We start from the raw sequence: 19482 nt of genomic DNA, 5'->3' as shown, positions 1-19482 counted from the left end.
GGCTCAGACACCCCTCATCAGCAGGGTCGCGGCGATCAGCACGGCCGCACCGCCCAACATCTGTACCGCGTACGAGCGGGCGAAGCCGTTCTGCACCCGGCGCAGCCGGCCGGAGAGGCCGCCCATCGACGCCGCCGTGCCGTTGACCGCGCCGTCCACGACGGATTGGTCCAACTGGACCAGGGCGCGGGTCAGCTCGCCGCCGCCGCGCACCAGCACGACGTGGTTGAAGTCGTCCTGGAGCAGGTCGCGGCGGGCCGCCCGGGTGAGCAGCGAGCCGCGCGGGGCGACGGCGGGGACCGGCTTGCGCCCGTACTGGAGGTAGGCGAGCCCGACGCCGAGGACCATCACCACGATCGTGGCGGTGGTGATCGCCGAGGCGCTCAGCGGCGGGTGCCCGTGGTCGAAGGAGGTGACCGGCTCCAGCCAGGTCACGAACGCCTCGTTGAGGCTGAACAGGCCGCCCGCGAAGACCGATCCGACGGCCAGCAGGATCATCGGGATCGTCATGGACTTGGGCGACTCGTGCGGGTGCGGCGGGGTGTACTCGCCCCGGGTCTCGGCCGCGGGCTCCACGGACGGCTCGGCGGGGGACGGCGTCGGCGCCTTGCGCCAGCGCTCCTCGCCGAAGAACGTCATCAGCATCACCCGCGTCATGTAGAACGCGGTGATCGCGGCGCCCAGCAGCGCCGCGCCGCCGAGGATCCAGCCTTCCGTGCCGCCCTTGGCGAACGCCGCCTCGATGATCTTGTCCTTGGAGAAGAAGCCGGACAGACCGGGGAAGCCGATGATCGCCAGATAGCCGAGGCCGAAGGTGATGAACGTGACGGGCATGTACTTGCGCAGGCCGCCGTAGCGGCGCATGTCCACCTCGTCGTTCATCCCGTGCATCACCGAGCCGGCGCCCAGGAAGAGGCCCGCCTTGAAGAAGCCGTGGGTGACCAGGTGCATGATCGCGAAGGCGTAGCCGATCGGGCCCAGCCCGGCGGCCAGGATCATGTAGCCGATCTGCGACATCGTCGAGCCCGCCAGGGCCTTCTTGATGTCGTCCTTCGCGCAACCGACGATCGCACCGAACAGCAGCGTCACCGCGCCGACCACCACGACGGCGGTCTGCGCGTCCGGCGCCCCGTTGAAGATCGCGCCGGAGCGGGTGATCAGGTAGACGCCAGCGGTCACCATGGTCGCCGCGTGGATCAGGGCCGAGACCGGGGTCGGGCCCTCCATCGCGTCGCCCAGCCAGGACTGGAGCGGGACCTGCGCCGACTTGCCGCAGGCGGCGAGCAGCAGCATCAGGCCGATGGCGGTGAGCTTGCCCTCGGAGGTGTCGCCGACCGCGCCCAGCACCGGCCCGAACGCGAACGTTCCGAACGTGGTGAACATCAGCATGATCGCGATGGACAGGCCCATGTCACCAACGCGGTTGACCAGGAACGCCTTCTTCGCCGCCGTCGCCGCGCTGGGCTTGTGCTGCCAGAAGCCGATGAGCAGGTACGAGGCCAGGCCGACACCCTCCCAGCCGACGTACAGCAGGAGGTAGTTGTCGGCGAGGACGAGCAGCAGCATGGCCGCGAGGAAGAGGTTGAGGTAGCCGAAGAAGCGGCGGCGCCGCTCGTCGTGCTCCATGTAGCCGACCGAGTAGATGTGGATCAGCGATCCGACACCGGTGATCAGCAGGACGAACGTCATGGACAGTTGGTCGAGCTGGAAGGCCACGTCCGCCTGGAAGCCGCCCACCGGCACCCAACTGAACAGGTGCTGGTGCAGGGTCCGCTGCTCGGCGTCCCGGCCCAGCAGCTCCATGAACAAGGGGACGGCCAGGGCGAAGGACGCCAGTGCGAACAGCGTGCCGAGCCAGTGGCCGGCCCGGTCCAGTCTCCTGCCGCCGCACAGCAGCAGGGCCGCGCCGGCCAGGGGGGCCGCGACGAGCAGGGCGATCAAGTTCTCCACGTTTACGACCCCTTACAGCTTCATCAGGCTGGCGTCGTCGACCGAGGCCGTGTGGCGGGTACGGAAGATGGACACGATGATCGCCAGGCCCACCACGACCTCGGCCGCGGCGACGACCATCGTGAAGAACGCGATGATCTGTCCGTCCAGGTTTCCGTGCATCCGCGAGAAGGCCACGAAGGCGAGGTTGCAGGCGTTGAGCATCAGCTCGATGCACATGAACACCACGATGGCGTTCCGCCTGATCAGCACCCCGGCCGCGCCGATGGTGAACAACAGGGCGGCGAGATAGAGGTAGTTGACCGGGTTCACCGCTTCGCCTCCTCGCTGCGGCCCAGCCGCTCTTCGGAGCGCTGCTCCAGCGCCTTCAGCTCGTCCAGCGCCGCACCGGAGACGTCGCGGATCTGGCCGCGCTCGCGCAGCGTCGGGTTGACGGTCAGCTCGGACGGCGTGCCGTCGGGGAGCAGACCGGGGACGTCGACCGCGTTGTGCCGGGCGTAGACGCCCGGGGCGGGCAGCGGCGGAATGTGCTTGCCCTCGCGGATACGGGCCTCGGACTGCTCGCGCTGCGTCTTGGCGCGCTCCGTACGCTCCCGGTGCGTCAGCACCATCGCGCCGACCGCCGCCGTGATCAGCAGGGCGCCGGTGACCTCGAAGGCGAAGACGTACTTGGTGAAGATCAGCGCCGCCAGGCCCTGGACGTTGCCCCCGGCGTTGGCCTCGCCGAGGCCCTTGAAGTGCCGGAGCGAGGCGTTGCCGATCCCGGCGATCAGCAGGATGCCGAAGCCGAGGCCGCAGGCGGCGGCCAGCCAGCGCTGGCCCTTGAGGGTCTCCTTGAGGGAGTCGGCCGCCGTGACGCCGACGAGCATGACGACGAAGAGGAACAGCATCATGATCGCGCCGGTGTAGACGACGATCTGCACGATGCCGAGGAAGTACGCGCCGTTGGCGAGGTAGAACACCGCCAGGACGATCATGGTGCCGGCGAGCGACAGGGCGCTGTGCACGGCGCGCCGCATCAGGATCGTGCACAGCGCGCCGATCACCGCGACCGTACCGAGGATCCAGAACTGCACCGCCTCGCCGGTGGAGGCCGCGGCGGCCAGGGAAGTCGTGGTCACCGGGTCACCTCCCGGGCGGCGGGCTCGTCGGGCCCGAAGGTGGAGACGGCCTCCTGGGGCGCCGCGGTGTCCGCGCCGCCCTCCCCTTCGGCCGTCTCGCCCTTGGAGACGGCGACCTGCCGCACCGTCCCCGGCGCGGCCTCGGTCACCAGGCCGCGGTAGTAGTCCTTCTCCGTCATGCCGGGGAAGATGGCGTGCGGGGTGTCGACCATGGTCTCCTCCAGCCCCGCGAGCAGCTCCTCCTTGGTGTAGATGAGCGACTCACGGGACCGGTCGGCGAGTTCGTACTCGTTGGTCATGGTCAGCGCGCGGGTGGGGCACGCCTCGACGCACAGCCCGCACAGGATGCAGCGCAGGTAGTTGATCTGGTAGACGCGGCCGTAGCGCTCGCCGGGGCTGTAGCGCTCCTCGTCGGTGTTGTCGGCACCTTCGACGTAGATCGCGTCGGCCGGGCAGGCCCAGGCGCACAGCTCGCAGCCGACGCACTTCTCCAGCCCGTCGGGATGCCGGTTGAGCTGGTGGCGGCCGTGGAAGCGCGGCGCCGTCGGTTTCTTCTCCTCCGGATACTGCTCGGTCAGCCGCTTCTTGAACATGGCCTTGAAGGTCACGCCGAAGCCGGCCACGGGGTTCTGGAAGTCAGGCACCGTCGCCCCCCTTTCCGTCCTTGTCGATTCCGTCACTGACAGTGTCCACCCCACCACTGACAATCAGCTCCCGCTCCCGTCGCGGCCTGCGGCGCGGCACGGGAGGCAGGGTCTGTCCGGGCAGCGGCGGCACGGGGAAGCCGCCCGCCATGGGGTCGAAGGCCGGCTCCTCGGCCGGCTCCTCCTTCTCGCCGCGCCGGAAGAAGTCGGCGACGAGGGAGATCAGCAGGACGGCGATGGCCGCGCCGCCCACGAACATCACGATCCGCTGGAAGTCGTACCCCTCGTTCTTCAGGGCCCGTACGGTCGCGACGAGCATCAGCCAGACCATGGAGACCGGGATGAGGACCTTCCACCCCAGCTTCATGAACTGGTCGTAGCGCACGCGGGGCAGCGTGCCGCGCAGCCAGATGAAGAAGAACAGCAGCAGTTGCACCTTGATGACGAACCAGAGCAGCGGCCACCAGCCGTGGTTGGCGCCTTCCCAGAAGCTGCTGACCGGGTACGGGGCCTTCCAGCCGCCCAGGAAGAGGGTCACCGCGACCGCCGAGACGGTCACCATGTTGATGTACTCGGCGAGCATGAACATCGCGAACTTGATGGACGAGTACTCGGTGTTGAAGCCGCCGACCAGGTCGCCCTCGGACTCCGGCATGTCGAACGGCGCCCGGTTGGTCTCGCCCACCATGGCGACGATGTAGATGATGAAGGAGACCGGCAGCAGCAGCACGTACCACCGGTCCTGCTGCGACTCCACGATCGTCGAGGTCGACATCGACCCCGAGTAGAGGAAGACCGCCGCGAAGGACATGCCCATCGCGATCTCGTACGAGATCATCTGCGCGCACGAGCGCAGACCGCCGAGCAGCGGGTACGTCGAGCCGGAGGACCAGCCCGCCAGCACGATGCCGTAGATGCCGACGGAGGCGGTGGCCAGGATGTAGAGCACGCCGATCGGCAGGTCGGTCAACTGCATCGTGGTGCGCTGGCCGAAGATCGAGATCTCGTTGCCGGCCGGGCCGAAGGGGATCACCGCGACGGCCATGAAGGCCGGTACGGCCGCCACGATCGGCGCGAGCACGTACACCGCCTTGTCGGCCCGCTTGACGACCAGGTCCTCCTTGAGCATCAGCTTGATGCCGTCCGCGAGGGACTGGAGCATGCCCCAGGGGCCGTGCCGGTTGGGGCCGATGCGCAACTGCATCCACGCGACGACCTTGCGTTCCCAGACGATCGAGAAGAGCACGGTCAGCATGAGGAACGCGAAGCAGAAGACCGCCTTGACGGCGATCAGCCACCACGGGTCGCGGCCGAACATCGACAGGTCTTCCTGGGCCAGCGCGCTGCCGGACAGCGCCAGGTGCTGCATCACGCGTCCACCTCCTCGACGGGGCCGGACACCGAACCGGAAGTGCCGGAGGCACCCGGCGCGGGGCCCGGCTCACCGGCCCCGGACACCGCCGCGACCTTGACCAACTCCCCGGGCCGCGCGCCCGTGTCGGCGGCGACCCCGCCGCCCACCGAGTTCATCGGCAGCCACACCACCCGGTCGGGCATCGGGGTGACCGCCAGCGGCAGCCGTACGGACCCGGCGGGCCCGGTGACCGCCAGCAGGTCGCCGTCCTTGACGCCGGTCTCCTCGGCGGTGGCCGGCGACATCCGGGCGACGGCCGCGTGCCGCGTACCGGCCAGCGCCTCGTCGCCCTCCTGCATCCGCCCCTGGTCGAGCAGCAGCCGGTGACCCGCCAGTACGGCCTCGCCGGGCTCCGGCCGCGGCAGCGCGCGCCCGGTCTCCAGCGGGTCGGCGGCGTACGTGCCGTCCCACGTCCCCAGCGCGGTCAGCTCCCGCCGCACCGCCCGTACGTCGGGCAGCGCCAGGTGGACGTCCATCGCGTCGGCGAGCATGTGCAGCACCCGGGCGTCCGGCAGCAGGTGCCGCCGGATCATCTGGTCCGGTTTGAGCGCGGCCTCGAACAGCCGGGCCCGGCCCTCCCAGTTGAGGAAGGTGCCGGGCTTCTCGGCGACCGCCGCGACCGGCAGGACGACGTCCGCCCGCTCCGTCACGGCCGACGGGCGCTGCTCCAGGCTCACCAGGAAGCCCACCGCGTCCAGTGCCTCCAGGGCCCGCGCCGGGTCCGGCAGGTCCGCCGGGTCGACGCCCGCCACCAGCAGGGCGCTCAGCTCCCCGGCGGCCGCGGCGGCGACGATCTGACCGGTGTCCCGGCCGTGCCGCTGCGGCAGGCCGGCGACGCCCCAGGCGGCGGCGACCTCCTCACGGGCGCGCGGATCGGTCGCCGGACGGCCGCCCGGCAGCAGTCCGGGCAGCGCGCCCGCCTCGACGGCGCCGCGCTCCCCGGCCCGCCGGGGAATCCACACCAGCCGGGCGCCGGTCGCGGTGGCCGCCCGTACGGCCGCTGTCAGCGCGCCCGGGACCGCGGCCAGCCGCTCGCCAACGACGATCACCGAACCGGCGCCGCGCAGCGCCTCGGCCGCAGTCCGCCCCGCACCTTCCAGTCCGACGCCGCCGGCCAGCGCGTCCAGCCACTCCGTCTCCGTGCCGGGCGCGGCGGGCAGCAGCGTGCCGCCCGCCTTGACCAGGCCGCGCGTCGCGTACGGCGCGAGCCCGAAGGTGCGCTGGCCGCGCTTGCGGTGGGCCTTGCGCAGCCGCAGGAAGACGCCGGGCGCCTCTTCCTCCGCCTCGATACCGGCGAGGAGGACGGCGGATGCCTTTTCCAGGACCTCGTACGTGACCCCGGACCCGTCGTCGTCCAGGTCGCGGCCCCGTCCGGCGACCCGAGCCGCCAGGAAGTCGGCCTCCTCGGCGCTGTGCGCGCGGGCCCGGAAGTCGATGTCGTTGGTGTCCAGGGCGATCCGCGCGAACTTGGCGTAGGCGTACGCGTCCTCGACGGTCAGCCGGCCGCCGGTCAGCACGCCGGTACGGCCCTTGGCGGCGCCCAGCCCGCGCGCCGCCGCCTCCAGGGCCTCCGGCCAGCTCGCCGTGACCAGTTCGCCGGTCTCCGCGTCCCGCACCATCGGGTGCTCCAGCCGGTCGCGCTGCTGCGCGTACCGGAAGGCGAAGCGCCCCTTGTCGCAGATCCACTCCTCGTTGACCTCGGGGTCCTCGGCGGCCAGCCGCCGCATGACCTTGCCGCGCCGGTGGTCCGTACGGGTCGCGCAGCCGCCCGCGCAGTGCTCGCAGACGCTCGGCGAGGACACCAGGTCGAAGGGGCGCGACCGGAAGCGGTACGCGGCCGAGGTCAGCGCGCCGACCGGGCAGATCTGGATGGTGTTGCCGGAGAAGTACGACTGGAACGGGTCGCCTTCGCCCGTACCGACCTGCTGGAGCGCGCCCCGCTCGATCAGTTCGATCATCGGGTCGCCCGCGACCTGGTTGGAGAAGCGGGTGCAACGCGCACACAGCACGCACCGCTCGCGGTCCAGCAGCACCTGCTTGGAGATCGGCACCGGCTTCTCGAAGGTGCGCTTCTTGCCCTCGAAGCGGGTGTCGGCCTGCCCGGCGGACATCGCCTGGTTCTGCAGCGGGCACTCGCCGCCCTTGTCGCAGACCGGGCAGTCCAGCGGGTGGTTGATCAGCAGCAGTTCCATCACGCCGCGCTGCGCCTTCTCGGCGACGGGCGAGGTGAGTTGCGACTTGACCACCATGCCGTCGGTGCAGGTGATGGTGCAGGAGGCCATCGGCTTGCGCTGGCCCTCCACCTCCACGATGCACTGGCGGCAGGCGCCGGCCGGGTCCAGCAGCGGGTGGTCGCAGAAGCGCGGGATCTCGATGCCGAGGAGTTCGGCGGCCCGGATGACCAGCGTCCCCTTGGGTACGGAGATCTCGATGCCGTCGATCGTCAGCGTGACGAGGTCTTCGGGCGGTACGGCCGCCCCGCCGGCCCCGGCGGGGGCGTCGCTGGTGACGGTCATGCGTTCACCCCCAGGTGAGCGTCGGTGTCGGCCCAGGCGGTCGACCTGGCGGGGTCGAAGGGGCAGCCCTTGCCGGTGATGTGCTGCTCGTACTCCGGGCGGAAGTACTGCAGCGAGGAGAAGATCGGTGAAGCGGCACCGTCACCCAGCGCGCAGAAGGACTTGCCGTTGATGTTGTCGGCGATGTCGTGGAGCTTGTCGAGGTCGCTCATGCGGCCCTTGCCCGCCTCGATGTCGCGCAGCAACTGGACGAGCCAGTAGGTGCCTTCGCGGCAGGGGGTGCACTTGCCGCAGGACTCGTGCGCGTAGAACTCCGTCCAGCGGGTGACGGCCCGTACGACGCAGGTGGTCTCGTCGAAGCACTGGAGCGCCTTGGTGCCGAGCATCGAACCGGCGGCGCCGACGCCTTCGTAGTCCAGCGGCACGTCGAGGTGCTCGTCGGTGAACATCGGGGTGGAGGAGCCGCCGGGCGTCCAGAACTTGAGGCGGTGGCCCGGCCGGATGCCGCCGCTCATGTCGAGCAGTTGGCGCAGGGTGATGCCCAGCGGGGCTTCGTACTGGCCGGGGTTGGTGACGTGGCCGCTGAGCGAGTACAGCGTGAAGCCCGGGGACTTCTCGCTGCCCATGGTCCTGAACCAGTCCTTGCCCTTGTTCATGATGGCGGGAACCGACGCGATGGACTCGACGTTGTTGACGACAGTGGGGCAGGCGTACAGGCCCGCCACCGCCGGGAAGGGAGGACGCAGCCGGGGCTGTCCGCGACGGCCCTCCAGGGAGTCCAGCAGCGCGGTCTCCTCGCCGCAGATGTACGCGCCGGCGCCCGCGTGCACGACGACGTCCAGGTCCAGGCCCGAGCCGAGGATGTCGCGGCCGAGGTAGCCCGCGTCGTACGCCTCCCGGACGGCCTCGTGCAACCGCCGCAGTACGGGCACGACTTCACCGCGCAGGTAGATGAAGGCGTGGTTCGACCGGATCGCGTGACACGCGATGACGATGCCCTCGATCAAGGAGTGCGGATTGGCGAAGAGCAGCGGGATGTCCTTGCAGGTGCCCGGCTCGGACTCGTCGGCGTTGACGACGAGGTAGTGCGGCTTGCCGTCGCCCTGCGGGATGAACTGCCACTTCATCCCGGTGGGGAAGCCGGCGCCGCCGCGGCCGCGCAGTCCGGCGTCCTTGACGTATGCGATCACGTCGTCCGGCGGCATCGCGAGGGCCTTGCGCATGCCCGCGTAGCCCTCGTGCCGGAGGTAGGTTTCCAGCGTCCAGGAGTCCGGCTGGTCCCAGAAGGCGGACAGTACGGGTGCGAGCAGCTTCTCCGGGTTGGCCTTGCTGACCTCGGCAGCCACGGTCATCACTCCCCCTCCTCGGCGGTCGGCCCGGCCGGGTGCGAAGGGTCGGAGGCCGAGGTGTCGCGCGGTGCGTCGTGCGAGCTGGGGTGGGTGGCCGGGGCCTCGCCCGGGGCCCGGCCGGCGTGCTCGCCCTCGGCTTCGGTGGGGTCCGCGCCCCGCTGCGGTACGACATGGTCGGCGGCCTGGCCCGCGCCCGGCACGGCCTCGCCCTTGGCCAGCCGCAGCCCCACCAGCGAGGCGGGCCCGGCACCGCCGGTGGCCTCGACCGCGCCCGGCCGCTGATCCGGGAACCCGGCGAGGATGCGGGCCGTTTCCTTGTACGTGCACAGCGGCGCGCCCCGGGTCGGCGCGACGGCCCGGCCCGCTCGCAGGTCGTCCACGAGCCGCTTGGCGCTGTCCGGCGTCTGGTTGTCGAAGAACTCCCAGTTGACCATCACGACGGGCGCGAAGTCGCAGGCCGCGTTGCACTCGATGTGCTCCAGCGTGACCTTGCCGTCCTCGGTCGTCCCGCCGTTGCCGACGCCCAGGTGTTTCTGCAGCGTCTCGAAGATCGCGTCGCCGCCCATCACCGCGCACAGGGTGTTGGTGCACACCCCCACCTGGTAGTCGCCGCCGGGCCCGCGCCGGTACATGGAGTAGAAGGTGGCGACCGCCGTGACCTCCGCCGTCGTCAGGTCCAGCATCTCGGCGCAGAAGCGGACGCCGGTACGGGTGACGTGCCCCTCCTCCGCCTGGACGAGGTGCAGCAGCGGCAGCAGCGCGGAGCGCGAGCCCGGGTAGCGGGCGATCACCTCCTTCGCGTCCGCTTCGAGCCGGGCCCTGACCTCGGCGGGATAGTCGGGGGCGGGGAGCTGCGGCATCCCCAAACTGACGTCTGTCACCGGTCGACGCCTCCCATCACGGGGTCGATGGACGCGACGGCGACGATGACGTCGGCCACCTGGCCGCCCTCGCACATCGCCGCCATGGCCTGGAGGTTGGTGAAGGACGGGTCGCGGAAGTGCACCCGGTAGGGGCGGGTCCCGCCGTCGCTGACGGCGTGCACGCCCAGCTCGCCCTTGGGCGACTCGACGGCCGCGTACGCCTGGCCGGGCGGCACCCGGAAGCCCTCCGTCACCAGCTTGAAGTGGTGGATCAGGGCCTCCATCGAGGTCCCCATGATCTTCTTGATGTGGTCCAGCGAGTTGCCGAGCCCGTCCGGGCCCATGGCCAACTGGGCGGGCCAGGCGATCTTCTTGTCGGCGACCATCACCGGGCCGGGCGCCAGCCGGTCCAGGCACTGTTCGACGATGCGCAGCGACTGGCGCATCTCCTCCAGGCGGATCAGGAAGCGCCCGTAGGAGTCGCAGGTGTCGGCGGTCGGCACCTCGAAGTCGTAGTGCTCGTAGCCGCAGTACGGCTGGGTCTTGCGCAGGTCGTGCGGGAGTCCGGCGGAGCGCAGCACCGGTCCGGTGGCGCCGGTGGCCAGACAGCCGGCCAGGTCGAGGTAGCCGATGTCCTGCATCCGGCCCTTGAAGACCGGGTTGCCGGTGGCGAGCTTGTCGTACTCGCCCAGGTTCTTGCGCATCTTCTTCACGAACTCGCGCACCTGGTCCACCGCGCCCGGCGGCAGGTCCTGGGCGAGCCCGCCGGGCCGGATGTACGCGTGGTTCATCCGCAGGCCGGTGATCAGCTCGTAGATGTCCAGGATCAGTTCCCGGTCCCGGAACCCGTAGATCATGATGGTGGTGGCGCCCAGCTCCATGCCGCCGGTGGCGATGGCCACCAGGTGGGAGGAGAGCCGGTTGAGCTCCATCAGCATCACGCGGATGACGGAGGCCCGGTCCGGGATGTCGTCGGTGATGCCGAGCAGCTTCTCCACGGCCAGGCAGTACGCCGTCTCGTTGAAGAACGGCGTGAGGTAGTCCATCCGGGTCACGAAGGTGGTGCCCTGCGTCCACGTACGGAATTCGAGGTTCTTCTCGATGCCGGTGTGCAGATAGCCGATGCCGCAGCGGGCCTCGGTGACGGTCTCGCCGTCGATCTCCAGGATCAGCCGCAGCACGCCGTGCGTGGAGGGGTGCTGGGGGCCCATGTTGACGACGATCCGCTCGTCGTCGGCGCGGGCCGCGGCGGCCGCGATCTCGTCCCAGTCGCCGCCGGTGACCGTGTAGACGGTGCCCTCGGTCGTCTCCCGAGGGGTCGCATGGCTGGTGGACATCAGGTGTACGACCTCCGCTGGTCGGGAGCCGGGATCTGGGCGCCCTTGTACTCGACGGGGATGCCGCCGAGCGGGTAGTCCTTGCGCTGCGGGAAGCCCTGCCAGTCGTCCGGCATCATGATCCGGGTGAGCGCCGGGTGGCCGTCGAAGATCAGTCCGAAGAAGTCGTACGCCTCGCGCTCGTGCCAGTCGTTGGTCGGGTAGACGCCCACGAGGGACGGCACGTGCGGGTCGGCGTCCGGCGCGGACACCTCCAGCCGGATCAGCCGGTTGTGGGTGATCGAGCGCAGGTGGTAGACGGCGTGCAGCTCGCGGCCCTTGTCCTCGGGGAAGTGCACCCCGCTGACGCCGGTGCACAGCTCGAAGCGGAGCGCGGGGTCGTCGCGGAGGGTCTTGGCGACGGCCGGCAGATACTCCCGCTCGATGTGGAAGGTCAGCTCGCCGCGGTCGACGACGGTCTTCTCGATGACGTTCTCGGGGATCAGCCCCTGTTCGTCCAGCGCGCCTTCGAGCTCGTCCGCCACCTCGTCGAACCAGCCGCCGTACGGCCGCCGCGTGGCGCCCGGCATCCGTACGGACCGGACGAGGCCGCCGTACCCGGAGGTGTCGCCGCCGCCGCTCGCGCCGAACATGCCGCGGCGGGTGCCGATGACCTCGCCGTGGTCGCCGCGCTGGCCGGGGAGGTTCTGCGCGTTCAGGTCCTGGTCGGGGTTGACTCCGTCGGGCCCCTTGGCCGCTCCGGTCCCGCCGTTCCCGTTGACACCGCCAGTGCCGTTGGTGTCACCGTTCCCGGGGGTCCCGTTGGTGCCGCCGGTCCCCTTGGTGCCGTCGCTCACCGCAGCAGCCCCTTCATCTCGATCGTCGGGAGCGCCTTGAGCGCCGCTTCCTCCGCCTCGCGGGCCGCCTGCTGCTGGTTGACCCCGAGCTTGGTGCCCTGGATCTTCTGGTGCAGCTTGAGAATGGCGTCCATCAGCATTTCCGGACGCGGCGGGCAGCCGGGCAGATAGATGTCCACCGGGACGATGTGGTCGACGCCCTGGACGATCGCGTAGTTGTTGAACATCCCGCCCGACGAGGCGCAGACGCCCATCGAGATGACCCATTTCGGGTTCGGCATCTGGTCGTACACCTGCCGCAGCACGGGCGCCATCTTCTGGCTCACCCGGCCCGCCACGATCATCAGATCGGCCTGGCGCGGCGACCCGCGGAAGACCTCCATGCCGAAGCGGGCGAGGTCGTAGCGCCCGGCGCCGGTCGTCATCATCTCGATGGCGCAGCAGGCGAGGCCGAAGGTGGCGGGGAAGACCGATGACTTGCGCACCCAGCCCGCGGCCTGTTCGACGGTGGAAAGCAGAAAGCCGCTCGGCAGCTTCTCTTCAAGTCCCATTGGTGGCCCCTAGTCCCATTCCAGGCCGCCACGACGCCATACGTAGGCGTAGGCGACGAAGACGGTGAGCGCGAAGAGGAGCATCTCCACGAGCCCGAAAAGCCCGAGCGCGTCGAAGGTGACGGCCCAGGGGTAGAGGAAGACGATCTCGATGTCGAAAATGATGAAGAGCATCGCCGTGAGGTAGTACTTGATCGGAAATCGACCGCCGCCGGCCGGCTGTGGCGTCGGCTCGATTCCGCATTCGTACGCCTCTAGCTTCGCCCGGTTGTAGCGCTTGGGTCCGACGAGCGTGGCCATCACGACAGAGAAGATCGCAAAGCCTGCCCCGAGGGCTCCCAGTACGAGGATGGGCGCGTAAGCGTTCACCGTCCCCGCTCCCTTCAGTCGACGATGACTGGATGGCGGTCCGCCCGGCCCTGCTCACCGGCCCCACGAAGATCGCGCCTATGTGAGGCAGTTCACAAGCCCGAGCCGCCTGCATCTTATGCCCGGTGGTCTGTGATCTGCGACACGGGGTGCGACAACACCTTTGTGATCTCCACCACCTGACGCCCGGTCATCTCGTCCGATGAGCGTCGATCTTCGTACGGCAAGCGCGCGGATGATCACCGGTGGTGACTTTTTCCGGCGTTGCCGCTGGTCAGCGTGGGGTTGCCACTATCAAGAGGTGGGGGATTCAAGCAAATTGGCGCTGGACGCAGCCAACTGCTAGCGCGCGGCGGGCCACCGGGGCGGAGGGCGGGGCACCCTCCACCGTGACCGTCCCGAGACCGTCGTGACCGTCCCGTGATCATCGGTACGTGCTCGCGTTCACGAGCGCTCCCGCCACACCCGCATCACGGGAACATAACGGGCACTCACGAGTGAGCTACCCCACGCGGCTTGCTGTCTTGAACGCTTGACCCTCGGGAAGCCTTGGCGTGGCGGATCAGTAGGTGATAAGTGGCCCCGGAGCGCGCATCGGCCCGTAAACGCCATGCACAGGAACATGATCACGAAATCCGGACAGGCCGCCGCCCGCTCGCCGACCGGCGAAAAGTCCCTTTTATTCATCGCGTACGCGTCAAGTGTGGCGCACGCCACCTTTGTTGGCAGCAACCTGTGGCTCCTGATAGCCGTGGTGCCATGTCCCCGAACGCAGTCATACCCAGCCACCGGAAGCCCCGCCGTTCCGCGTCCTCGCGGGCACTGCGCGCAGGGGTCACCGGTGGCATCATCACCCTGGCGGTGACCGGCGCGAGCATGCCGGCCGGTGCCGCGGAGAAGCCCGTCTCCGAGACCCAGGAGATGCCGACCATCACGTCGGCACTGGCCACCAGCCTGGCCAAGAGCGCGGACACCGCCCAGCAGATGGCGCTGGACTACGAGCGCCAGGCCGCGCAGGACACCGCCGCCGCCGAGGCCACCGAGGCCGCCACCAAGGCGAAGGAAGAGGCCGACAAGAAGGCCGCGGCCGAGAAGAAGGCCGAAGAGGCCCGCAAGGCCGAGGAGAAGAAGAAGGCCGAACAGCAGCAGCAGCGCGCCTCCCGCTCCTCCGAGCGCACCTCGCTGCGCTCCCTGGCCGCCACGTCCGACGACGCCCCCGTCACCGGCGCGACCGGCAGCACCAGCTCCCTGGTCGGCTTCCTCCGCGCCCAGCTCGGCAAGTCCTACGTGCTCGGCGCCTCCGGCCCGTCCGCGTACGACTGCTCCAGCCTGGTGCAGGCCGCCTACCGCACCATCGGCATCGACCTGCCGCGCACCTCGCAGCCGCAGTCCACCGCCGGCACCCAGGTGGGCCTGGACAACCTCCAGGTCGGCGACATCCTGTACTGGGGCAGCGCGGGCAGTGCGTACCACGTCGGCGTCTACGTCGGTAACGGCAACTTCATCGGTGCCCAGAACTCCAGCACCGGCATCGTCGAGCGGCCGCTGAGCTACAGCCAGCCGACCGGCGCGGTCCGCGTCCTGTAGGACACCCCCACGCACGGCCGAGGGCCGCCGTTCCCACCGCTCGGGAACGGCGGCCCTCGTGCGTTGCGCGAGCAAAGTGACGCCGCGCCCCATTTGATGGCCGATCATCGGATCAGTCGCCATCGTCCATTCGATGAAGAGACGCCCGTTCGGCACAACTACCGTAACGACTCTGTCTCAGTTGTACCTCTCGCCGTACTCATCCCTTCCGCTCCGTAATGCCCGCACCTCATTTCCGTGGCATCGGACAGCGGCTGACGAGAGGAAGCACTTACTTAGATGAGAATCCACCGTGCCCATACTTTTCGGGCCGTCGCCTGGACGGTGACGGCCGCCGCACTTGCCTCCACTCTCAGCCTGGGACCGGCCGCCGCCGCCGAGCCGGACTGCCCGCCGGCCGAGCCCCGACAGACGCCCGCCAATACCTGTCCCGTGCCACCCGCGAAGAAGCAGCCCGCGAAGAAGCAAGCGGCCAAGAAGCAGGCTCCCAAAAAAACCGCTGCCAAGAAGCAGGCCAGTGACAAGCAGGCCGCCGCGCGGAAACAGGCCGCACGGAAACAGGCGGCGGACAAGCAGGCGGCACGGAAGCAAGCCGCGAAGAAGCAGGCAGCGCGGAAGCAGGCGGCCGAGAAACAGGCCGCACGGAAGCAGTCCCCCCAGGCGCCGACGGCGGCCTGCCGCCCGCCGAGGCCCAAGCCGAAGCCCGCCGACTCCTGCCAGACCACCCCCCGGAAGCCCGCAGCGAAGAAGCCGGCCAGGGAACAGCCCGCCGCGAAGAAGCCTTCCGCGCAGAAGCCGACCACCCAGCGGCCCCCGAGGAAGCGCCCACCGGCCAAGCGGCCCCCGGCCAAGAAGCCCCCGGCCCAGCGGAAGCAATTGAAGCAGGACCACGGCTGGCGTTCCGAGGGGCTCTACATCGACGCCGCCGACCTGCGTAAGGTCAATGTCTTCCTGGCCCGTGCCAGAAAGGCCGAACGGACCATCAGCCCCCAGGTCCGCAGCATCGCCCGCCGGACCAACGCCACCGTGGTCAGCTTCGACGAACGGCTGAGAAAACCCGAATCGGTCAAGCGCGCGGTGGCCCGCACCATGCAGGGCGATCCCACCATGACCGCGGAAGACGCCCTCGCCAGAATCAACAATTCCGTCCGCTACATCCTCCAGTGGCCGGACCGCTCCTACGTCAAGGGCGTCCAGGACACCACCAAGCTGCTGGCCGGGTGGAAGAACGCGAACCTCCGCTGGTCCAACACCTGGGCCCGCCCCCGCGGCTACAAGGCCATCAACTCCGCCTGGCGCGCCAACAATTCAGGCCACCCGTACGAACTCCAGTTCCACACCCCGAAAAGCCGCGCCGCCCAGCGCCGGATCCGCCCCCTGTACGAAGAGTCCCACCGCTCCCGAACCACCTCCCAGCGCCGTGCCCAGATCCAGGGCGAGATGAACCGCATCTACGCCACAGTCCCCTGCCCCGCCGGCTCCCAACTCCTCAACGGCCCCCGCCGCCGCTCCGCAGAACGCAGGGTCGTGAACGGCCGCCAATACGTACGGTCCGTACCGGTAATGGCCCGCAACACCTTCATGGGGCACGAACCCCTGAAGCCATAACCGCTGCCCTCATTCGCTCGCGGTCCGGTCCCCCGGCCTCCATCGCCCGGGGAGTTGGCCGCACTGGTGGCGGGCTCACCGGGTCGCGGGTTTCCACGACCCGGTGAGCCAGGACGCGGCGCGCCCCGAGGTCTTGAAAAGAACCGGGGAAGAACTGAACCAACCTCCCCTCCCTGTCCCCTTTTTCCGTTTGTCACCTGATCAGGTGACGCGCTCGCTTACGGGGGCCCGGAGGATGTACGTTCGCGCCACAAACCCAAAAAAACGGCCCCCGGCGGGACTGCCATCCCATGTGCCGAGGGCCTGATCAAGAGGAAAAGAGAGTTCCCCATGATCCACAAGAGGAAGTCGGAACCTTCCCCATGACTCGACTTGAGTCTAACGCGCTCGTCCACACCGCCACAGTGATTCCGCCGTTCTCCGGCGTGATCCACGTGCGGCACAACCACACGACCCGCTTCACGGTGGTCGGCAACCACTTGGCGCTCAACACCTCGATCTCCTCAAGCGCCGTGGGCTACGCCGTACGCATCCAGGCCGTCGCCGACGGCGCCCCCGTCAGCATCCGGGCGCTCGCCGACAAGTACGGGGAGTCGGAGTACAAGATCGCGCAAGCCCTCCGGGAGCTGGAGGCCGCGGGCTATCTGGTCCGGGAGCGGCTGCGCATCGAGGGCCAGCGCATCGTCACCCGAACCACGTACTACGAGCACCCGGATGACCGGCGGCTGCCGACCACGCCGCCGCCTCCGCCGCGGCGGCAGCGTCCGCCGTCACCACCACCGCCCCCGCCGTCGCCGCCCCCACTCGCGCCCGCGCCGACGCCCCGCCCACAGCCTGTGGGCACCCCCGAGCCCGCGCAGACAGCGGCGGCAGAGGCATCAGGGCCAGCGGAGGCAGCCGCTGCTCCCGAGGTGTCTGAGAGGTCTGGGGCCCCCGTGGCGCCCGAGGCGTTCGAGGTGCCGGTCGTGACCGAGAGGGCTCGGACACCGCGAGTACGCGTACGTTCCGCACCCCCGGACCTCGTCCCCTCCCCGGCCGCCGACCTCCTCAGCGGCCTGCGGCTCGCCGACGCGCGGCTGACGCTCTCCGTACGGGATGTGCACCGCCTGGTCCCGGCCGTCTCGGCCTGGCTCGACCGTGGCGTACCGGCGGCGCACGTCGCCCGTACGCTCGTCTCGGACCTCCCCGACGGCGTCATCTTCCGGGCGGCCTCGTTACTGGAGCACCGGCTGACCGAGTGGCTGCCGCCGCCCCTGCCCCTCCGGCCCGCCGAGGAGCCGAGGAGCGTGCGCGGCACCGTCCAGGAGTGCCAGCTCTGCGGGCGCCCCTTCGCGCCCCCGCCCGAGGCTTCGGCCCCGGCCCCATCCACGTCCTTGGTCCGCTGCCCCCGTTGCCGTACGGCCGACACCTGGACGGCGGCGGCGCCCCGGCCGTCCGCACTGCGCAATGTCCAGGCGCCCACCCGTCTCAGGACCGGAGCAGCCGCTTCTGGACGGACTCCAGCGGCCCGTGCTCGAAACGGCGCAACCAGAGCCCTGCCCCGCTGACCAGTACGGCGCACACCGTCGCCCACAGGCCCAGCACCCACCATGGACCGTGGTCCGCCCACCGTGCGGCCAGGCCGAGGCCGAGGCCGTAACAGGCCAGGACGCACAGCACGTTCTGGAGGACGTAGCAGGACAGCGCCGTACGGCCGACCGCGGTGAGTCCGGCGGTCAGCGGGCCCGGCCGGCGGACGCGGTCGACGATCAGGCCGATGAGGCCGATGTAACCGACGGCGACGACGGGGGCGGCGCCGTACCGGGCCACCATGGCCAGGCCGGGGCCGGCCGCCACCGCGGCCACGTTGAGCGGGATGCCGAGGCCCAGGCCCCAGCCGCACATACGGCGCCGGATGCGCCGCCCGTGCGCGTCCGGACGGAAGGCGCCCGCCCGGTACAGCCGTACACCGAGGTGGAAGAGGAGGACGAGCAGGGCGAAGGAGATGACGGGTTCCAAGCGCAGCGCGATCGCGTTCTGGAGACGGAAGGCGATCTGGTCCAGGTAACTTCCGTTCGCGTACAGGTCGACAACTCGCGGGTTGATGCCACTGATTGGCGCGCTCCCGGCGTCCGCGTTGCTTCCGCGTCCGGCCACGGCGGCCAGCGTCAGCAACCCCAGCATCAGCCCGTGCACCCCGCCCGCCACCCACATCAGCACCCGCTGCGTGCGCGCCGTTCGCGTCAGTTGCCAGGCCACCAGGAGGGCCACGACCGCGTACCCCATCAGTACGTCCCACGCGAAGACGAGCACGAAGTGCACGGTGCCCTCGACGAAGAGGAACAGGGCGCGCCCCTTGTACCGGCCGGGCCACGGGCGGCCGCGCTTCGCGGCGGAGCCGAACTGGATGGCCAGGCCGACGCCGAAGAGGATCGTCAGCATCGAGAGGAACTTGCCGTCCGCGAGAAACCGGAAGACGCCTTCCACGGTCCCTGCCCATGACCCGCCGAACGACGCCGAGGTGACGTTCCCGTTCAGCACGCCCCACTCCGCGCCCGGCGCCGCGAAGATCCAGACGTTGGTCATCAGCGTCCCGAGGATCGCCACCCCGCGCAGCACGTCCAGCAACGGCAAGCGCCCGGCCTGCCCCACCCCGCCCGAAACCGACGTGGCCGTAACCGCCGTACCCGGTGGATTCCCCCGCGTCCGCGTCTGTGTCTCCGTCACGTCGCCGCCCTCCCCCGGTGCTCTCTTTCACACCATGATCAGGTCGGGGAGATCCCGATTCTTCGTCCGCGACGACGAGAAACGACTACACCGTTCGATGCAGCGGGAACGTCCGCACAGCGGCCCACGCCCCCGCGCGGCTCACCCAGCCGCCTCGCGAGCCTCTCGCAACACAGCCACCAGCTCGTCCCGCGCCGCGCTCCACCCCGGATCGTCGTGATCGAGTGTCTGGAGGGAGTGTTCGGCGGCGCGGCGTCGGGACAGCAGGTCGGGGCGCCGCTCGATCTCGATCTCGCCGGCCCATACGGTCAGCCACCCTCGGATCGGGCCGAGGCTCTCCGACTTGGCGGCGAGTTCGAAGGCTTCGTTCTTCTGCTGCTCCATCTCGGGCAGCCGGTGCGGCGCGAGGCGGGCCAGTGCCAGCCGCAACGCGTCGGGGCTCCGGTCGGGTCTCGGGGCGCGCGCAGCCCCCTCCGCACCGTAACCTGCGGGCTCGGACACTCCGCACCTCCTTCATCGCGCGCTACCCGGGGCACCACGCTCCCCGGAGCATCCACGCTACGCCCACCCGCCCTAGGCGAGAGCAGGTATGCGCTCCTGCCCTCACATCGAGCGATCGACGGACGGACGA

At 70.0% G+C, this 19482-nt stretch carries 17 protein-coding genes; 3 read left to right on the top strand and 14 right to left on the bottom strand.

The window, feature by feature from the left end; translation table 11 throughout:
• Nucleotides 1-3: 3 nt before the first annotated feature.
• From nuoL to EJG53_RS22295, 12 genes are all read right to left on the bottom strand, one after another.
• The gene (gene nuoL / locus EJG53_RS22350) at nucleotides 4-1950 is read right to left on the bottom strand and encodes an NADH-quinone oxidoreductase subunit L (protein ID WP_125046281.1); all 1947 of its coding nucleotides are present in this window, start codon (nucleotides 1948-1950) and stop codon (nucleotides 4-6) included.
• Nucleotides 1951-1962: 12 nt separating this feature from the next.
• Nucleotides 1963-2262 (bottom strand): NADH-quinone oxidoreductase subunit NuoK, encoded by a 300-nt coding sequence (gene nuoK / locus EJG53_RS22345; RefSeq protein WP_003983361.1) that lies wholly within the window; start codon nucleotides 2260-2262, stop codon nucleotides 1963-1965.
• Nucleotides 2259-3071: an NADH-quinone oxidoreductase subunit J gene (locus tag EJG53_RS22340; RefSeq protein ID WP_125046280.1), complete on the bottom strand. Its 813-nt coding sequence runs from the start codon at nucleotides 3069-3071 to the stop codon at nucleotides 2259-2261. Before EJG53_RS22340 ends, nuoK begins: the two co-directional genes overlap by 4 nt.
• Nucleotides 3068-3715, bottom strand: coding sequence for an NADH-quinone oxidoreductase subunit NuoI (gene nuoI, locus EJG53_RS22335; protein ID WP_125046279.1), 648 nt, complete (start codon nucleotides 3713-3715; stop codon nucleotides 3068-3070). Before nuoI ends, EJG53_RS22340 begins: the two co-directional genes overlap by 4 nt.
• The gene (gene nuoH / locus EJG53_RS22330; protein ID WP_125049523.1) at nucleotides 3708-5084 is read right to left on the bottom strand and encodes an NADH-quinone oxidoreductase subunit NuoH; all 1377 of its coding nucleotides are present in this window, start codon (nucleotides 5082-5084) and stop codon (nucleotides 3708-3710) included. Before nuoH ends, nuoI begins: the two co-directional genes overlap by 8 nt.
• On the bottom strand, nucleotides 5084-7645 hold the full coding sequence (locus EJG53_RS22325) for an NADH-quinone oxidoreductase subunit G (protein WP_125046278.1): 2562 nt from the start codon (nucleotides 7643-7645) through the stop codon (nucleotides 5084-5086). The genes nuoH and EJG53_RS22325 overlap by 1 nt, the downstream gene beginning before the upstream one ends.
• Complete coding sequence (gene nuoF / locus EJG53_RS22320) at nucleotides 7642-9000, bottom strand: NADH-quinone oxidoreductase subunit NuoF (RefSeq protein ID WP_174856442.1); 1359 nt, start codon at nucleotides 8998-9000, stop codon at nucleotides 7642-7644. Before nuoF ends, EJG53_RS22325 begins: the two co-directional genes overlap by 4 nt.
• Nucleotides 8997-9854 (bottom strand): NADH-quinone oxidoreductase subunit NuoE, encoded by an 858-nt coding sequence (gene nuoE / locus EJG53_RS22315; RefSeq protein WP_174856571.1) that lies wholly within the window; start codon nucleotides 9852-9854, stop codon nucleotides 8997-8999. Before nuoE ends, nuoF begins: the two co-directional genes overlap by 4 nt.
• A 17-nt stretch (nucleotides 9855-9871) precedes the next feature.
• Nucleotides 9872-11194: an NADH-quinone oxidoreductase subunit D gene (locus tag EJG53_RS22310; RefSeq protein ID WP_125046275.1), complete on the bottom strand. Its 1323-nt coding sequence runs from the start codon at nucleotides 11192-11194 to the stop codon at nucleotides 9872-9874.
• The gene (locus EJG53_RS22305; protein WP_125049522.1) at nucleotides 11194-11892 is read right to left on the bottom strand and encodes an NADH-quinone oxidoreductase subunit C; all 699 of its coding nucleotides are present in this window, start codon (nucleotides 11890-11892) and stop codon (nucleotides 11194-11196) included. Before EJG53_RS22305 ends, EJG53_RS22310 begins: the two co-directional genes overlap by 1 nt.
• A gap of 134 nt (nucleotides 11893-12026) precedes the next feature.
• Nucleotides 12027-12581 carry a NuoB/complex I 20 kDa subunit family protein gene (locus tag EJG53_RS22300; RefSeq protein ID WP_031002905.1) on the bottom strand — a complete coding sequence of 185 codons (555 nt, stop codon included), beginning with the start codon at nucleotides 12579-12581 and terminating at the stop codon, nucleotides 12027-12029.
• A gap of 9 nt (nucleotides 12582-12590) precedes the next feature.
• Entirely contained in the window at nucleotides 12591-12950 is a 360-nt protein-coding gene (locus EJG53_RS22295; protein WP_030022241.1) for an NADH-quinone oxidoreductase subunit A, read from the bottom strand.
• 759 nt (nucleotides 12951-13709) lie between these two features.
• Here EJG53_RS22295 and EJG53_RS22290 point away from each other — a divergent pair.
• The 3 genes from EJG53_RS22290 (at nucleotide 13710) to EJG53_RS22280 (ending at nucleotide 17692) form a co-directional block, all read left to right on the top strand.
• A complete protein-coding gene (locus EJG53_RS22290; protein ID WP_125046274.1) occupies nucleotides 13710-14537 on the top strand; it encodes a C40 family peptidase in 828 nt (275 codons plus the stop codon).
• A gap of 279 nt (nucleotides 14538-14816) precedes the next feature.
• Entirely contained in the window at nucleotides 14817-16145 is a 1329-nt protein-coding gene (locus tag EJG53_RS41545; RefSeq protein WP_174856441.1) for a hypothetical protein, read from the top strand.
• A gap of 404 nt (nucleotides 16146-16549) precedes the next feature.
• Nucleotides 16550-17692 carry a hypothetical protein gene (locus EJG53_RS22280; protein WP_125046273.1) on the top strand — a complete coding sequence of 381 codons (1143 nt, stop codon included), beginning with the start codon at nucleotides 16550-16552 and terminating at the stop codon, nucleotides 17690-17692.
• Here EJG53_RS22280 and EJG53_RS22275 read toward each other — a convergent pair.
• Both EJG53_RS22275 and EJG53_RS22270 read right to left on the bottom strand, forming a co-directional pair.
• Complete coding sequence (locus EJG53_RS22275; RefSeq protein ID WP_371858714.1) at nucleotides 17613-18758, bottom strand: DUF418 domain-containing protein; 1146 nt, start codon at nucleotides 18756-18758, stop codon at nucleotides 17613-17615. The genes EJG53_RS22280 and EJG53_RS22275 overlap by 80 nt on opposite strands.
• Before the next feature lie 234 nt (nucleotides 18759-18992).
• Nucleotides 18993-19352 (bottom strand): hypothetical protein, encoded by a 360-nt coding sequence (locus EJG53_RS22270; protein ID WP_125046272.1) that lies wholly within the window; start codon nucleotides 19350-19352, stop codon nucleotides 18993-18995.
• Nucleotides 19353-19482 lie beyond the last annotated feature (130 nt).

This window comes from Streptomyces chrestomyceticus JCM 4735, assembly GCF_003865135.1.
GTDB classification, from domain to species: Bacteria; Actinomycetota; Actinomycetes; order Streptomycetales; family Streptomycetaceae; genus Streptomyces; species Streptomyces chrestomyceticus.
The sequence above is the reverse complement of the archived record's forward strand: the minus strand, read 5'-3'. Positions and strand labels throughout refer to the sequence as shown.

What these genes read in the sequence shown, in the direction of transcription:
- EJG53_RS22325 (WP_125046278.1), bottom strand. Translation starts at nt 7,645, where the DNA reads ATGACCGTCACCAGCGACGCCCCCGCCGGGGCCGGCGGGGCGGCCGTA.
- EJG53_RS22300 (WP_031002905.1), bottom strand. Translation starts at nt 12,581, where the DNA reads ATGGGACTTGAAGAGAAGCTGCCGAGCGGCTTTCTGCTTTCCACCGTC.
- EJG53_RS41545 (WP_174856441.1), top strand. Translation starts at nt 14,817, where the DNA reads ATGAGAATCCACCGTGCCCATACTTTTCGGGCCGTCGCCTGGACGGTG.
- EJG53_RS22290 (WP_125046274.1), top strand. Translation starts at nt 13,710, where the DNA reads ATGTCCCCGAACGCAGTCATACCCAGCCACCGGAAGCCCCGCCGTTCC.
- nuoH (WP_125049523.1), bottom strand. Translation starts at nt 5,084, where the DNA reads ATGCAGCACCTGGCGCTGTCCGGCAGCGCGCTGGCCCAGGAAGACCTG.
- nuoE (WP_174856571.1), bottom strand. Translation starts at nt 9,854, where the DNA reads ATGCCGCAGCTCCCCGCCCCCGACTATCCCGCCGAGGTCAGGGCCCGG.
- EJG53_RS22310 (WP_125046275.1), bottom strand. Translation starts at nt 11,194, where the DNA reads ATGTCCACCAGCCATGCGACCCCTCGGGAGACGACCGAGGGCACCGTC.